This window comes from Catonella morbi ATCC 51271, from assembly GCF_000160035.2.
GTDB lineage: Bacteria > Bacillota > Clostridia > Lachnospirales > Lachnospiraceae > Catonella > Catonella morbi.
The window spans coordinates 28,134-41,271 of the sequence record NZ_KI535369.1; the positions used below are offsets into that span (position 1 = coordinate 28,134).

Here is a 13,138-nt window from a genome sequence, read left to right on the forward strand (position 1 = left end):
TAAAAGGAGAAAAACGATGCCATTTATTAATTCAAAAATTACAAAGAAGATTACAAGAGAAGAGGAAGTTATAGTTAAGGAAAAGCTTGGAAAGGCTATTGAACTTGTACCGGGTAAGAGTGAAGCTTGGCTTATGTTAAATTTTGAACCTGAGAGCCATCTTTATTTTAAGGGCAGTAATGAGAAGGATATAGCTTATGTTGAGGTAAATGTATTCGGAAATGAAAATAGAGAGGCTTTCAGTAATTTAACTGCTGAAATAACAAATATTTTTAATGAGGTTCTCGGAATAGAACCTGAGAGAATTTATGTAAAGTATGAGACAACTACTAACTGGGGCTGGAACGGGAGGAATTTTTAAATGAATTATAAAGTTATTGAGAAAAATAATATTAAAATAGCCATTATAGAAGATGATGTTTTGATAACCGATGAACAAACCGCAATAGATACATTTATGACTATTTCATATGAAGCGGAAGCAGACAGGTTTATAATTTCAGAGAAAAATTTGAAAGAAGATTTTTTTGAACTCAGAAATAAAATTGCAGGAAATATATTTCAAAAAATAATTAATTACAGGATGAAATTAGCAATCGTAGGTGATTTTGATAAATATGAAAGTAAATCGTTGAAGGCATTTATATATGAATGTAATCGTGGAAAGGATATTTTTTTTACAGGAAGTATTGATGAAGCTGTAACAATGCTCGGTAAGGAGTAAAATCAATATATGGAAAATAGAATTGAAATGCTAAGAACGATATATGGGAAGTTTGATGAGGATAAAAGGCTTACTGCAAGCAGACAGGGACAGCTTGAGTATTTTATTACAATGAATTATGTGGATAAGTACACAAAGCCCGGTGATAAGATACTGGAAATAGGGGCGGGTACAGGCAGATATTCCATAGAACTTGCAAAAAATGGTTATGATGTTACTGCGGTTGAGCTTGTGGAAAGTAATCTTGAAGTCTTAAAGAAAAATGCCGAAGGTTTGGAGAATATATCAGCTTTTCAAGGTGACGCACTTAATCTTGGCAGCTTTGATGACAACACCTTTGATGTAACCCTTGTGTTTGGGCCTATGTATCATCTATACGAAGAAAAAGACCGGCATAAGGCCTTAGATGAAGCAATTCGTGTAACAAAGCCTGATGGAGTTATACTTGTAGCATTTTTATCTGTGCATGCAATTATGATGAGTAATTACCTTTCTGTCAATTTTAAAGAGGGTTTTACAGCTAATTTTGATGAAGACTATAAGGTTAAGCATTTTACAGAACAGGCATTTACAGGCTTTGATATAGCAGAATTTGAAGAAATGTTTGAAGCTAAACCGGTGGAGTATATAACTACGGTTGCAGCAGACAGTATTTTAGAAATAGCTGAGAGAAATCCTGATTTTAAAATGTCAGATGAAGATTTTGGTTTATTTTTAAATTATCAGATGAATATCTGTGAGAAGAGGGAAATGCTGGGACTTTCCAGCCATTTGCTGTATATTTGCAGAAAGATAAGATGTTTATAAAAAGGTAAGGATAAATTTATATGAATAATACCATAACCGTAAATAAAAAGGAATATACTATTATAAAGCTGCTCGGAAAGGGAAAAGGGGGCTATTCCTACCTTGTTAATAATGATGGGCTCTTATTTACATTAAAGCAAATCCATCATGAGCCTTGTGAGTATTACCGGTTTGGTAATAAAATTGAAGCTGAGTTAAGAGATTATGAGAGGCTTTTGCAGATTGGTATTATGTTACCGAAACTTATTTATTGCGATAAGGAAAAGGAAATAATTATCAAAGAGTTTATAGATGGAAAAACCATTGTAGAAATAATAAAAGATGGTGAATTTAAGGAAGATTATCTCAAACAGGTTATGGAAATGCAGAAAATATGTAGGAATAATAACCTGAATATCGACTGGTATCCTACTAACTTCATTGTTCAAAATGGGAAGTTGTATTACGTTGATTATGAATGTAATCAATATATGGATGAGTGGTCATTTGAGAACTGGGGCAGTAAATATTGGTCGGAGACAGAAAAATTTAAGGAAGCATTTGGTAAGGAAGAAAATGCGTAAGATAATACGGAAGTAAGGTAAAATTATGGAGAAATATAACCCACCTTTTATAATTACTGATGAGATATTGATGTATGTATCATCTATTTCAGAAAAAATAGGACAGATTACTGCAATCAATAATCTTGATACAAGACCGTATCTCAGAAGAAATAATAGAATAAAATCTATTCATTCATCACTTAAAATTGAGGCAAATTCACTTTCTCTGGGACAGGTTCGAGACGTAATTAATGGTAAGACTGTATTAGGAGAGCAGAAAGAAATTCAAGAGGTTAAGAATGCTTACGCTGCCTATGAGCATTTATCCGAAATTAATCCCTATGACATCAAGGATTTAAAAAAAATTCATGGAATTATGACAAAATATATTTTGAGAGAATCAGGTGAATTTAGAATCGGTGAAGAAGGTGTATTTAATGGTGAAGAATGTATATTTATGGCACCTCCTGCAAAGTTTGTTCCACAGCTTGTAAGTGAGCTTTTTGATTGGATGGAGAAAAATCATAATAAGATACATCCTCTTATAATGAGTTGTATATTTCACTATGAATTTGTGTTTATTCATCCATTTTCAGACGGTAACGGCAGAATGGCGAGATTGTGGCAAACGGTTATTTTGTCTAAGTGGAAAAAGATATTTGAATATATTCCTATTGAAAGTCAGATAGAGAAATTTCAGGAGGAATATTATGATGTGATTGCTAAATGCCATATAAATGGAGAATCTACAGTTTTTATCGAATTTATGCTGTTACAGCTTGATAAAATTTTAGATGATATTTCTATTCAGCTTAACGAAACTAATGGCTATATTTCGGAAACTGTTAAAAGGTTGCTTGATGTGATGGAATATGATATTCCATACACAAGTAAAACACTTATGGAAAAGCTTGGCTTGAAATCAAGAGAGGGATTTAGGAAGAATTATTTAAGTCCTGCAATAGATATGTGTGTTATTAAAATGACAGATCCGGATACACCAAGAAGCAGAAACCAAAGATATATCAGAGTTTAAATTGGGGGAATATAGTGTGAACAATATGAATGTAGAAATAGTCTTTAGTGATGTAGATGGAACATTGTTAAATAATGAACATAAAATGCTTGAAGGTACAATGTATGCAATACAAAAATTGCAGGAAAAAGACATTCCTTTTGTAATAATATCAGCAAGAAGTCCCTCAGGAATCTATCCTATTTTAGAGGAAAATGGATTCTCTTGTCCGATTATATGTTACAGTGGAGCTTTAATTTTGGATGATAAGAAAAATACTGTTTATTCCACCGGTTTTGATAAGGAAACAGCAGAGAATGTCATTAATTTTATAGAAGAAGAAAAATTTGACTGCTGTTGGAACCTATATTCCGGAGACAACTGGATAGTTAAGGATAAAAATGATCCAAGAGTAATTTGTGAAGAAAATATAGTTCATACAGAAGCGGTGGAGGGTACACTTGCTTTATTACCGGACAATGCAGAAGTAGGAAAGATTCTTTGTATCTGCAATCCTGAAAAGACTATAGAAATTGAAGATAAAATAAAGAAGCAGTTTCCTATGTTATCGGTGGTTAAATCATTTAATACAATGATTGAGATTATGCAAACCGGTATAACAAAGGGAAGTGCTGTTTTGGAGCTATGTAAATTATGGAATATAAAACCTGATAAGGCTGTGGCTTTCGGAGATAATTTTAACGATGCGGATATGCTTGATGTAGTCGGTTTTCCGTTTCTAATGGGTAATGCACCGAAAGAACTTAAACTTCGTTTCAAAAATATTACCGACAGCAATAATGATGAAGGAATATATAAGGCTCTTGCTAAAATGGGAGTAATTTAATTGAGGTAAACTATGGATAAAATTTTAATTATTATTGTACTTTTAGGACTAGGAATATTTTTTATAGGAAAAATGTTTAATCCCCCGGTTGGACCTAAATATAAGTTAAAGTCAATTCTTTTTAATCCTGAAAACAGTCAGGTTTCACAAGAACTTGGAAAACTGATTTTTATATCAAAGGGAAAAAGAAAAATTATTTTGCCAACCGAATTTGATTTATGGACAGAGGCTAAACTTTTTGAAAAAGGGATTGTTTTAAAGAAAAATAAAAAAGAAAGGACAATATTTTTTGGTGAATTATCCTCTATAGAGCCTTTTTTAGTTAATTCATTATTTGTAAAAGGTAAATATTTTGGATATTCATTTACATTGAGAAATAAAAAAGAGAGGTTAGAATTAAAAAGCTGTGATATGAATGATTTAGATGTGTTTATTGATGAACTATGTAAATTATTTTTACAGGAAACAGAAAAGGTAGTAATAAAGGAGGCAGGATGAAAGCTTTTATAAAGAAATATTATGTTTATATTTTAGTAATGCTTGCATTTTATGTGGCAGCACCGTTGTTATGTAGGGATACAGGCAGTGCAATGTTTACACTGCTTTGTCTTTTACCGGCTATATTGTTCATACTTTCACTTGTATATGCCAAAATGAATGGATTTAAATGGTACTTATCAATTATTATCGGTTTACTGTGGCTTCCTGCTATTATATATTTGAATGAATCTGCAACAATATATGCTCTTATTTATGGAGTTATAAGTTTTGTTGGACAGGGAATAGGATTTTTGATGAATAAAATACTAAATAGTGGAAAATAGACTGATTAATATATCGTAATTACTTTAGTAATTAATATAGAAAAACTGTTGTTTGAGAAAGGAATTAAATATGTCATCAAGTAAGGAATATTTGAATTTTATCCTTGAGCAGTTATCTGAATTAGGGGATATTAGTTACAGGGCTATGATGGGAGAATATATTATATACTACAAGGGTAGAATAGTTGGTGGAATATATGATGACAGATTGCTTGTTAAACCTGTAAAATCAGCAATTGACTATATGCCGGATGCAAAATATGAACTTCCTTATGAGGGGGCAAAAGCGATGTTGCTTGTGGATAATGTGGATAACAGGAAATATTTGACGGATTTATTTGAAATTATGTTTGATGAATTGCCGGTTCCGAAGGTAAAAAAGAAGAAGTAGAATATAAAATTTTATGGAGGGCATGAGAATGGACAGATTAAAAGAACTTTATGAAGCAAAGAGGGCGGCTGAAGAGGTAATTGCAAGGATAGATAATGCCATATCTTCTTTAGACAGTGCATCATCCTGGGGATTATTTGATATTTTTGGTGGAGGAATGATTTCAAGCTTTATTAAAAGGGGTAAAATTCAGGATGCAAATGCTGATATCGAAGAAATATACTCTTCACTAACTGTATTAAATAAGGAGCTTGAAGATGTTGATATGCATTTGCCGGCAGGAATAAGCGATACTATAAGCGATGGTGCTTTCGACATCTGGTTTGACAATATATTTACGGATATCAGAGTACAGGGTGAAATTAAAGATACATTGTATGAGCTAAAGAATTTTAGAAGAGATATAATTAGTTTGATTGAAAGGTTAAATGCTGAAATAAGACAATATCAATAATTTGGGTTAAATATTGGAGTAAAACTATGCTTGGTAAGCTTGTAAAAGTGACGGTTGACAGACCGCTCGGGAGTTATCATCCTAAACATCAGGATATGTATTATCCGATAAACTATGGTTATACAGAAGGAATAATTGCAGGAGATGGTGAAGAACAAGATGCCTATATAATAGGTATTGATGAGCCAATAAAAGAGTTTACGGGAAGGGTAATTGCCATTATTCATCGTTACGATGATGTAGAAGAAAAGTGGGTGGTTGCACCTGAAAACAGTCATTTTACAAAGGCTGAAATAATGGAAAAAGTAGAGTTTACAGAAAAGTATTATAACTCTGAAATTATAATGATGGATGATAAAATAACGGTTTAACGTTGGCGTTTTTGATAAAAAGTAAAAAACGCCAACGTTAAACTAAAAACTATAGGAGATTATATGGGAACATTTTTATCTGGAATAAAACAAAATTTATGCAGTAATTCACTTGTTTTGATAAAGCCGATAGAAGATGAAACTGACCTTTGGTATGCTGTAGAAGAATGTAAGATAACAAGTGAACAGATGGAATATGTAAATCCTGCAAGTTTTTCAGTAGGAAGAGCATATTTAGCTCCTGAAAATAATGTGCCTTGTGTTATTTACAATAATGAAAATAAAAGAGTGGGATTTATTTCGTTTAGGAAAATAGTACTCAATAAAAAAGGTTTTAATTGGAGTTTTTTTATAGATAAGAATTATCAGAATAAGGGTTTAGGAAGGGCAACCGCAGAGTGTGCGATAAAAACTTTGCAAAAATTGGACAGCAATATGCCGATTTTCCTAACTACAGAACAAAATAATGAGTTGGCTCAGAGACTATACATAATTTAGGATTTAAAAAAGCTGATTTCTTGGATGGGGATGATTTAGTGTTTGTGTATGAATAATTTATTAGGAGGTAAGGTAAAATGTGTATAGAATGTTACTCAGATAATAATAGAATTACGCCATTATTAAATCCACTGGATTGTCTTAAAAATCATACTCAATATATTTGCGGAACCTGTGGGAGATGTATTTGTATAGAAAATGATCCAAAACGCGGATTGCAGAGATGGAACTTTCCTTTTAAAAGCTTGGACATTGCTAAGCTGTATCTGCGTACGGCTGATTATACCATGAAAAAATCCTGCGGTATTTATGAGATAAAAAGTGAAAAGGGCAGAGCGTCCTACAAAATTTTTCCTGATGTCAAAGATTTAGAATTATATCTGAAAAATAATAAAGGAAAAGTTTGTGAAACTATGAAGCCGGCTTTTATGGTAGAAGAATATAAGGAGTATGAGACTACTGAGGTGAGAAAACTAAATTCCGATGAAATAGAAAAGTATATGTCGGAGAGATAAGAAGATGAAAATTATACCTTTTGAAGAAAGATACCGTGATGACCTAATTTTTATGATTTTGCAGGCTAAGGATGCTTTGGGAAGAAAACCGGGCTTAAATGAAGACCTGCTGGATATAAAATCTCATTATTTTGATAAGGGAGGCAGGTTTTGGATTGCCATTGATGAAAATGACAGAGTTATAGGAAGTGTTGGATATATGAGAGTCAATGGCACAAATGAAGCGTTTCTCCATAGATTATTTGTGAAGGCTGCAGAGAAACATAAAGGAATAGGAACAGCGTTGCTTAAGGTGGCAGAAGAGTGTATGAAAAATAATAAAATCTTGGTTTCAAAAGTTCATCTTGGAACTCCTAAAGAAGACTGGTTTGAGTCTTATTCCTTTTATCCAAAGCATGGCTATGTGGAATATGAAGAGAGATATATGAAGAAATTGTTGTAGGATATGAAATAAATACAATGGATGTTTAATAATCAAAATGTTTCACGTGAAACATTTTGATGTAATATGAAGTTTCTTTGAAATTCTCCATTAAACAATAATCTCTCCGGGGGATGTACAATTCATGGAAAGGAAGTATTCTATTTGGCACCGCTCGTGTTCTAAGTATATGCAAGCATACACTTTTTTTACTCGGAAATTCATTACTAAGCAAACAAAATCTCTCTCAAGAGTATATATCTTTAAGCAGAGAATTTGTCTTATATCACTGCCTGTGTTCAAAGAGCAGGTGAAGTACACTGTTTAATAATATGAATATAAAACTGAAAGGAGGATTTTTATGATAAAAAAGAAAAAACTTTTTTCTGCATATATTTGTGTAATAGTTTTTAGTGTTTGTATAATAGGCGGATTCTTTATTAAAACTTTGTTTGTTATTGCTATTGTCAGTTTAGCAGGATATATTCTGATTGATAAAAAGTATTTGAGGTGTCCGCATTGTGGTGGTTTTGAAAATTTGGAAAGACTTTTATATGCCAAAAAACATATTTATCACTGTAGGCATTGCGGTGAAATTATAAAAATTGGAAAATAAAATCCATGTAAAAAAATCGCATCGGAGGTATTTAAATATGAAAAAACGGAATGTGGCTATTGTTTGCATATTGTTAGCTATTATTCTTCTTATACCAATTCCATTGAGATTAAAAGATGGCGGTACTGTGGAGTATAAAGCTTTGGCTTATAGTGTTTCAAGAGTTCATAGATTAGCCCCTGCAAAGGCTGAAAAGGAATATGAAGAAGGAATTATTATCAAAGTCTTAGGTATTGAGGTTTATAATAATGTTGAATAGTACAATATGGGATTATACTGATAATTAAAAAAATATTTTTGCAAGCATTTTATAAAATAGATTTAATTATGCTTTTAACTAATTTGTGGAGCCACTACTTTTATTTAAATGTTTCACGTGAAACATTTTATCGAAATATAATTATATGCTGATAGATGACAAGAATTAGATTAATATTGAGTTCTGGTTCCGGTTTAGTATTTGATACATTAGCAAATTGGAAGTTATAGGACTAATGTGCTTGTTTGGCAGACTAAGTTATGTATTTGATGATAATGCCGATTATAGATGAATATGTGATAGATTAGATACTCGCACCACTGACGCGAGAAATGGAGAAGTATATGGGGAAGAGTGAAATTGTGGGATATGAACCACTTCTGAATGATTTAAAGGAAATGATCCAAAATAAACAATATCGAGTTCTGAAATTACTCAATTCAGAGACAATAAATTTGTATTGGGAGATTGGAAAAGAAATATGTATTTAACAGGAACAAAATGGCTGGGGAAAATCGATTGTTTAGGTACTTTCTGCAGAATTACAAAAAGAGTTTCCTGGTGCAAAGGGATATTAGCAGCAAATCTATGGAGAATGCGCAATTTCTATTTGACATATCGTAATTCTGAAAAACTCGCACCACTGGCGCGAGAAATTAGTTGGAGTAATAATATCATCATTATGGAAAAATGTAAGGATGATTTAAAATGTGAATTTTACATTCAAATGACGAAAAGATATGGCTGGACTAAGCGTATCTTAACTAATTTTATTGAGGCACAGACCTATGAGAAATATTTGCTGAATCAGACAAATTTCGATTTAACACTTCCTATTGATCAGAGGGCACAGGCTAAGATTGCAGTAAAAGATGAATATACATTTGATTTTGCAGAATTGTCACCAGAATACTCAGAACACGAATTAGAAATGCAGCTGGTAAATAACATAAGAGCGTTTTTGATAGAAATGGGTGGAGACTATACTTTTATAGGAAACCAATACCATCTGATGGCTGGGAGCAGAGACTTATATATTGATTTGCTGCTATTTCATAGAAGACTGAGAAGCCTAATAGCAATAGAACTTAAAATCGGTGAATTTGAAGCAGAATATGCCGGGAAAATGTAACTTTATCTGACCGCATTGGATGAACAGGTCAAATTACCTGCAGAGAACCCGTCAATCGGAATTATTATTTGTAAGAGTAAGGATAAAACTTATGTAGAATATGCGTTAAAGAATATTAGTGCTCCGATTGGTGTGGCTACATATCAATTAAGAAATACGTTGCCGGAAGAAATGAAAGCAATGTTGCCGGAGCCTGAGGAGATTGTAAAGAAATTGAGATTATTTGATAATAAATTATAACTATAATTAAAGTTTTGATAATAGATGAAATCAACAATTTCCAATTTACAGATAGGAGTGTTGAAATATGATATTTCACGAATTTGGTGATAAAAATTTTCCAGATATATTATTGATACACGGTGGAGGTAATTCCTGGTGGAATTATCTTAGGCAAGCTCGTATGTTATCAGATAAATACCATGTAATTTTACCAACACTTGATGGTCATGGAGAAGAATATCAAAAAGATTATATTTCAACGGAAAATTCTGCAAAGCAAATTTTGGAATATATAAAAAATAATTGTGACAGAAAATTGTTTGTTATAGGAGGTGTTTCTCTGGGTGGTCAAATTGCAATTGAGTTATTATCACTAGATGGCGATATAGCTGAGAAAGCAATAATAGATGGGAGTATTTGTATTCCTCAGCCTAAATTGGCACGAATTTGTACGATTATTGTAAAGCTGTTTGGGAAAATTATGTTTAGCAAGTCAGCCAGTAAAATTCAGTTAAGTTTAATGAAGAAAATGTATCCCAATATGGCTTATCCGGAAGAAATAGAAAACTATTATATGAAGGATATGCCAAGGATTCCAATTAAAACATTAGTGACTATATACCAAACATATATGGGAAGGTATAGACTTAAAGATACTATTACAGAAAGTAAAGCACAGGTATTATATATTTATGGTGAAAAAGAAATGAAATGTGTGAAGGAATCAGCTAAGCTGTTTCAGAAAATGCATCCTGATTGTGCTCTCTATGAGGCTAAAGGATATAATCATGGATATCTATCAGCTTATCTGCCTTTAGAATGGATGGAACTGTTTAATCATATATTGATACGACAATGACAAATTGGAAATAATTGGAGGTAAAATAGATGGGATTATTTGATAAATTAAAGAAAACAATGAAAAACGATGATGTAAAAGTTTCTGAAGAAAACGAAAATGAAGCTATTGGATGGCGGGCAATCGAGGAGGAATTCTTGAGAGTATATCCGGGACAAAATAATCCAAAGCACTATGGAACATTAATTTCATGGATGCTTGGTGGAAATGATCCATTGGATGGTATTAGCATATATGATGGAGGGGACTACTGGCACTTTGTTTCATTTGGTCAGACAGAGTTATATGAAAAGGAAAGTGATACCAAAGAAATAAGCGGTTATGGTTATGAGCTTACATTTAAGCTGAAAAAAGATCATTATGAAGATGAAGAATCTGAAATAAGAAATATCTGCGGAATCCTACAGATGATTGCAAGACTGACTTTTACTAAAGGTGAAATATTTCAGCCGTTTGAATTTATTTATACCGGGCAGTTGGTGGGCATAGATGCAAAACAAAAGTCAAATTTAACAGGGTTTATTACAATCAAAGATACCACAGTTGAAACAATTAAGACTCCAAATGGTACAGTCGAATTCGTAGAGCTTATTGGAATGACTGACGCAGAATTAAAAACATTATCAACGGTTGAATCAGTTATGGAAATCTACAAGAAACTGGGCTCGGATATTACTGATTATCATAGAGAATCTCTGGTATAAAGATAATTCTTGATTTGCCCTTGATGATTAAAATAAATGTTTCACGTGAAACATTTTTACAGTATAAAGTGAAAGCAGGGGTGATTATTTGTGATTGAAAAAATACATAAAACTTCTTGTGGGACAATCCACTATTGGATAAATGATTTCAATGAAAAATTAAAAATCGCTCTTATATTTTTACCGGGGCTCACTGCCGATCATAGATTGTTTGATAAACAAATAGAGTATTTTAAGAACAAGTTTAGAGTTTTTGTGTGGGATGCACCGGGGCATGCGGTATCTTATCCTTTTAAGCTTGATTTTGATTTGTTTGATGAAGCAAAATGGTTAGATGAAATAATAACAATGGAAGGTATTGAATATCCTATATTAATAGGTCAGTCGATGGGGGGATATTTAGGTCAGGTGTATGCAGAGCTTTTTCCTAAAAAAATAAAAGGTCTTGTTATGATTGATTCTCCGTCTCTCCAAAGGAAATATTATACAGCTGTAGAATTATGGCTGTTAAAAAATGTAGAATTGATTTATATGCTGTATCCATGGAAAGTACTTTTGAAGTCTGTGTGCAGAGGTGTATCGACTACAAAGTATGGTAGAAAACTGATGTTCGATATGATGATGGCTTATAATGGAAATAAAAAAAGATATACTCGTCTTGCGGGACATGGATATAAGATTCTGGCACAAGCAATAGAGAAAAAGCTGACTTACAAGGTAAACTGTCCATATATGGTTTTATGTGGAAAAGAAGACCGAGCAGGTTCTTGTTTAAGATACTTAAAAGCATATGAAAAAAATACAGGAAAATCTGTTAAATGGATTAAGAATGCAGGGCATAATTCAAATACAGACCGGCCTGAGAAAGTTAATAGATTGATTGATGAGTTTTTGGAAGGAGTTATATGTTGAATTTAAGCCAACTTTCCACAAGATACAGGATTAAGAAAATGGGAGAAGAGGATGCCTCAATTATTTTAAATTTGGAATATGGAAACCTTTTGTATTTTGAATATTGTCCACCTGAGCCTAGTATTGCAACTGTGCTTAACGATTTAAAAGCTTTACCGGATGGAAAAAGCTCTGATGATAAGTTTTATATAGGGTTTTTTAATAATAATAACTTAGTTGCAATCATGGATTTTATTGTTTCTTTTCCGGAAGAAGACACCATCTTTATAGGATTGTTTATGATGGATATTAAAGAGTCCGGAAAAGGAAAAGGGAGTTTTATAATAAATGAGATTTTAACTGCATTTAAGAAAGAAGGATATAAAAAAGTAAGACTTGCATATATGAAAGGAAATTCTCAAAGCAGGAGATTTTGGGAGAAATGTGGTTTTACCGAGACCGGAATTGAAAAAGAAAATAATCATGGAATTGCGGTAGTTTTGGAAAAAATATTGTAATGATATCCTTACGAATTACAAATTAGAAGTTGTAGAGGCAGAGTATGAATATTTCAGAAATGAATTTGAATGATATTGAAAGTGTTTTGACTTTATATATTGATTATTATAATAACTATGAAAACTGTTGCTGGACTGAGAAAACAGCAAAAAAAAGGATTCAACAAGTATTATCTATGATTGATTCCTTCTCATTAATAATGAAAAATGAACAAGATATTGTAATTGGTTTTGCTATGGGATATTTTAAACAGTATGATAATATTGTAGGATATTCCTTGGAAGAAATTATTATTTCTGCTGATTATCAGCATAAAGGTTTTGGAAGCATACTGTTAAAAGAGATTGAGACCAAAGTTAAAGAGAAGGGGGCTTATTGCGTAGAATTACAGGCAGTAAATGATGAATTACATGAAAAATATTACAATAAAGCAGGATATAAAAATGCTGCTAATTTTATAATGAAAGTAAAATGGTTTGAATAAGATAACATCGTTTTATAAAAGTTAAAAATAAAATACTGTA

22 protein-coding genes and 1 pseudogene are annotated in these 13,138 nt (G+C 32.1%); all 23 read left to right on the forward strand.

The genetic code is table 11. The annotated features are described in order from the left end of the window. The first annotated feature begins 16 nt into the window (after nucleotides 1-16). On the forward strand, nucleotides 17-361 hold the full coding sequence (locus GCWU000282_RS10615) for a tautomerase family protein (RefSeq protein ID WP_023355118.1): 345 nt from the start codon (nucleotides 17-19) through the stop codon (nucleotides 359-361). Beyond that, the gene (locus GCWU000282_RS10620; RefSeq protein WP_023355119.1) at nucleotides 362-724 is read left to right on the forward strand and encodes a DUF4180 domain-containing protein; all 363 of its coding nucleotides are present in this window, start codon (nucleotides 362-364) and stop codon (nucleotides 722-724) included. Between the two features lie 9 nt (nucleotides 725-733). Further along, complete coding sequence (locus GCWU000282_RS10625; RefSeq protein WP_023355120.1) at nucleotides 734-1,531, forward strand: class I SAM-dependent methyltransferase; 798 nt, start codon at nucleotides 734-736, stop codon at nucleotides 1,529-1,531. A gap of 20 nt (nucleotides 1,532-1,551) precedes the next feature. Further along, nucleotides 1,552-2,094 carry a BUD32 family EKC/KEOPS complex subunit gene (locus tag GCWU000282_RS10630; protein ID WP_023355121.1) on the forward strand — a complete coding sequence of 181 codons (543 nt, stop codon included), beginning with the start codon at nucleotides 1,552-1,554 and terminating at the stop codon, nucleotides 2,092-2,094. A 25-nt stretch (nucleotides 2,095-2,119) separates the two neighbouring features. Next, nucleotides 2,120-3,112 (forward strand): Fic family protein, encoded by a 993-nt coding sequence (locus GCWU000282_RS10635; RefSeq protein WP_023355122.1) that lies wholly within the window; start codon nucleotides 2,120-2,122, stop codon nucleotides 3,110-3,112. A gap of 25 nt (nucleotides 3,113-3,137) precedes the next feature. After that, nucleotides 3,138-3,938 (forward strand): Cof-type HAD-IIB family hydrolase, encoded by an 801-nt coding sequence (locus GCWU000282_RS16650; RefSeq protein WP_023355123.1) that lies wholly within the window; start codon nucleotides 3,138-3,140, stop codon nucleotides 3,936-3,938. 12 nt (nucleotides 3,939-3,950) lie between these two features. Continuing rightward, entirely contained in the window at nucleotides 3,951-4,436 is a 486-nt protein-coding gene (locus tag GCWU000282_RS16655; RefSeq protein ID WP_023355124.1) for a hypothetical protein, read from the forward strand. Beyond that, entirely contained in the window at nucleotides 4,433-4,762 is a 330-nt protein-coding gene (locus tag GCWU000282_RS10650) for a hypothetical protein (protein ID WP_023355125.1), read from the forward strand. The genes GCWU000282_RS16655 and GCWU000282_RS10650 overlap by 4 nt, the downstream gene beginning before the upstream one ends. A gap of 70 nt (nucleotides 4,763-4,832) precedes the next feature. Then, nucleotides 4,833-5,153 (forward strand): TfoX/Sxy family protein, encoded by a 321-nt coding sequence (locus GCWU000282_RS10655; RefSeq protein WP_023355126.1) that lies wholly within the window; start codon nucleotides 4,833-4,835, stop codon nucleotides 5,151-5,153. Nucleotides 5,154-5,181: 28 nt separating this feature from the next. Continuing rightward, nucleotides 5,182-5,607, forward strand: coding sequence for a hypothetical protein (locus GCWU000282_RS10660; protein ID WP_035040564.1), 426 nt, complete (start codon nucleotides 5,182-5,184; stop codon nucleotides 5,605-5,607). 26 nt (nucleotides 5,608-5,633) lie between these two features. Then, a complete protein-coding gene (locus GCWU000282_RS10665) occupies nucleotides 5,634-5,978 on the forward strand; it encodes a hypothetical protein (RefSeq protein ID WP_023355128.1) in 345 nt (114 codons plus the stop codon). Between the two features lie 63 nt (nucleotides 5,979-6,041). Next, entirely contained in the window at nucleotides 6,042-6,476 is a 435-nt protein-coding gene (locus GCWU000282_RS10670) for a GNAT family N-acetyltransferase (RefSeq protein WP_023355129.1), read from the forward strand. Between the two features lie 77 nt (nucleotides 6,477-6,553). Then, complete coding sequence (locus GCWU000282_RS10675; protein WP_023355130.1) at nucleotides 6,554-6,991, forward strand: hypothetical protein; 438 nt, start codon at nucleotides 6,554-6,556, stop codon at nucleotides 6,989-6,991. Between the two features lie 4 nt (nucleotides 6,992-6,995). Continuing rightward, on the forward strand, nucleotides 6,996-7,433 hold the full coding sequence (locus tag GCWU000282_RS10680; RefSeq protein ID WP_023355131.1) for a GNAT family N-acetyltransferase: 438 nt from the start codon (nucleotides 6,996-6,998) through the stop codon (nucleotides 7,431-7,433). Nucleotides 7,434-7,773: 340 nt separating this feature from the next. Beyond that, nucleotides 7,774-8,028 carry a hypothetical protein gene (locus tag GCWU000282_RS10685; RefSeq protein ID WP_023355132.1) on the forward strand — a complete coding sequence of 85 codons (255 nt, stop codon included), beginning with the start codon at nucleotides 7,774-7,776 and terminating at the stop codon, nucleotides 8,026-8,028. A gap of 37 nt (nucleotides 8,029-8,065) precedes the next feature. After that, entirely contained in the window at nucleotides 8,066-8,287 is a 222-nt protein-coding gene (locus GCWU000282_RS10690) for a hypothetical protein (RefSeq protein WP_023355133.1), read from the forward strand. Nucleotides 8,288-8,631: 344 nt separating this feature from the next. Next, on the forward strand, nucleotides 8,632-8,778 hold the full coding sequence (locus tag GCWU000282_RS17110) for a DUF1016 N-terminal domain-containing protein (protein ID WP_242828955.1): 147 nt from the start codon (nucleotides 8,632-8,634) through the stop codon (nucleotides 8,776-8,778). A gap of 104 nt (nucleotides 8,779-8,882) precedes the next feature. Beyond that, a pseudogene (locus GCWU000282_RS10695) lies at nucleotides 8,883-9,659 on the forward strand (PDDEXK nuclease domain-containing protein). Nucleotides 9,660-9,726: 67 nt separating this feature from the next. After that, entirely contained in the window at nucleotides 9,727-10,500 is a 774-nt protein-coding gene (locus GCWU000282_RS10700) for an alpha/beta fold hydrolase (RefSeq protein ID WP_023355137.1), read from the forward strand. A 29-nt stretch (nucleotides 10,501-10,529) separates the two neighbouring features. Further along, nucleotides 10,530-11,204: a suppressor of fused domain protein gene (locus GCWU000282_RS10705; RefSeq protein ID WP_023355138.1), complete on the forward strand. Its 675-nt coding sequence runs from the start codon at nucleotides 10,530-10,532 to the stop codon at nucleotides 11,202-11,204. Nucleotides 11,205-11,294: 90 nt separating this feature from the next. Next, a complete protein-coding gene (locus GCWU000282_RS10710) occupies nucleotides 11,295-12,116 on the forward strand; it encodes an alpha/beta fold hydrolase (protein ID WP_023355139.1) in 822 nt (273 codons plus the stop codon). Beyond that, the gene (locus GCWU000282_RS10715) at nucleotides 12,110-12,613 is read left to right on the forward strand and encodes a GNAT family N-acetyltransferase (RefSeq protein ID WP_023355140.1); all 504 of its coding nucleotides are present in this window, start codon (nucleotides 12,110-12,112) and stop codon (nucleotides 12,611-12,613) included. Before GCWU000282_RS10710 ends, GCWU000282_RS10715 begins: the two co-directional genes overlap by 7 nt. A gap of 44 nt (nucleotides 12,614-12,657) precedes the next feature. Next, nucleotides 12,658-13,098 carry a GNAT family N-acetyltransferase gene (locus GCWU000282_RS10720; RefSeq protein WP_023355141.1) on the forward strand — a complete coding sequence of 147 codons (441 nt, stop codon included), beginning with the start codon at nucleotides 12,658-12,660 and terminating at the stop codon, nucleotides 13,096-13,098. Nucleotides 13,099-13,138: the final 40 nt, after the last annotated feature.

What these genes read in the sequence shown, in the direction of transcription:
- GCWU000282_RS10635 (WP_023355122.1), top strand. Translation starts at nt 2,120, where the DNA reads ATGGAGAAATATAACCCACCTTTTATAATTACTGATGAGATATTGATG.
- GCWU000282_RS10685 (WP_023355132.1), top strand. Translation starts at nt 7,774, where the DNA reads ATGATAAAAAAGAAAAAACTTTTTTCTGCATATATTTGTGTAATAGTT.
- GCWU000282_RS10665 (WP_023355128.1), top strand. Translation starts at nt 5,634, where the DNA reads ATGCTTGGTAAGCTTGTAAAAGTGACGGTTGACAGACCGCTCGGGAGT.
- GCWU000282_RS10650 (WP_023355125.1), top strand. Translation starts at nt 4,433, where the DNA reads ATGAAAGCTTTTATAAAGAAATATTATGTTTATATTTTAGTAATGCTT.
- GCWU000282_RS10700 (WP_023355137.1), top strand. Translation starts at nt 9,727, where the DNA reads ATGATATTTCACGAATTTGGTGATAAAAATTTTCCAGATATATTATTG.
- GCWU000282_RS10715 (WP_023355140.1), top strand. Translation starts at nt 12,110, where the DNA reads ATGTTGAATTTAAGCCAACTTTCCACAAGATACAGGATTAAGAAAATG.
- GCWU000282_RS17110 (WP_242828955.1), top strand. Translation starts at nt 8,632, where the DNA reads ATGGGGAAGAGTGAAATTGTGGGATATGAACCACTTCTGAATGATTTA.
- GCWU000282_RS10720 (WP_023355141.1), top strand. Translation starts at nt 12,658, where the DNA reads ATGAATATTTCAGAAATGAATTTGAATGATATTGAAAGTGTTTTGACT.
- GCWU000282_RS10625 (WP_023355120.1), top strand. Translation starts at nt 734, where the DNA reads ATGGAAAATAGAATTGAAATGCTAAGAACGATATATGGGAAGTTTGAT.
- GCWU000282_RS10660 (WP_035040564.1), top strand. Translation starts at nt 5,182, where the DNA reads ATGGACAGATTAAAAGAACTTTATGAAGCAAAGAGGGCGGCTGAAGAG.
- GCWU000282_RS10705 (WP_023355138.1), top strand. Translation starts at nt 10,530, where the DNA reads ATGGGATTATTTGATAAATTAAAGAAAACAATGAAAAACGATGATGTA.
- GCWU000282_RS10675 (WP_023355130.1), top strand. Translation starts at nt 6,554, where the DNA reads ATGTGTATAGAATGTTACTCAGATAATAATAGAATTACGCCATTATTA.
- GCWU000282_RS16655 (WP_023355124.1), top strand. Translation starts at nt 3,951, where the DNA reads ATGGATAAAATTTTAATTATTATTGTACTTTTAGGACTAGGAATATTT.
- GCWU000282_RS10630 (WP_023355121.1), top strand. Translation starts at nt 1,552, where the DNA reads ATGAATAATACCATAACCGTAAATAAAAAGGAATATACTATTATAAAG.
- GCWU000282_RS16650 (WP_023355123.1), top strand. Translation starts at nt 3,138, where the DNA reads ATGAATGTAGAAATAGTCTTTAGTGATGTAGATGGAACATTGTTAAAT.
- GCWU000282_RS10620 (WP_023355119.1), top strand. Translation starts at nt 362, where the DNA reads ATGAATTATAAAGTTATTGAGAAAAATAATATTAAAATAGCCATTATA.
- GCWU000282_RS10670 (WP_023355129.1), top strand. Translation starts at nt 6,042, where the DNA reads ATGGGAACATTTTTATCTGGAATAAAACAAAATTTATGCAGTAATTCA.
- GCWU000282_RS10655 (WP_023355126.1), top strand. Translation starts at nt 4,833, where the DNA reads ATGTCATCAAGTAAGGAATATTTGAATTTTATCCTTGAGCAGTTATCT.
- GCWU000282_RS10680 (WP_023355131.1), top strand. Translation starts at nt 6,996, where the DNA reads ATGAAAATTATACCTTTTGAAGAAAGATACCGTGATGACCTAATTTTT.
- GCWU000282_RS10690 (WP_023355133.1), top strand. Translation starts at nt 8,066, where the DNA reads ATGAAAAAACGGAATGTGGCTATTGTTTGCATATTGTTAGCTATTATT.
- GCWU000282_RS10615 (WP_023355118.1), top strand. Translation starts at nt 17, where the DNA reads ATGCCATTTATTAATTCAAAAATTACAAAGAAGATTACAAGAGAAGAG.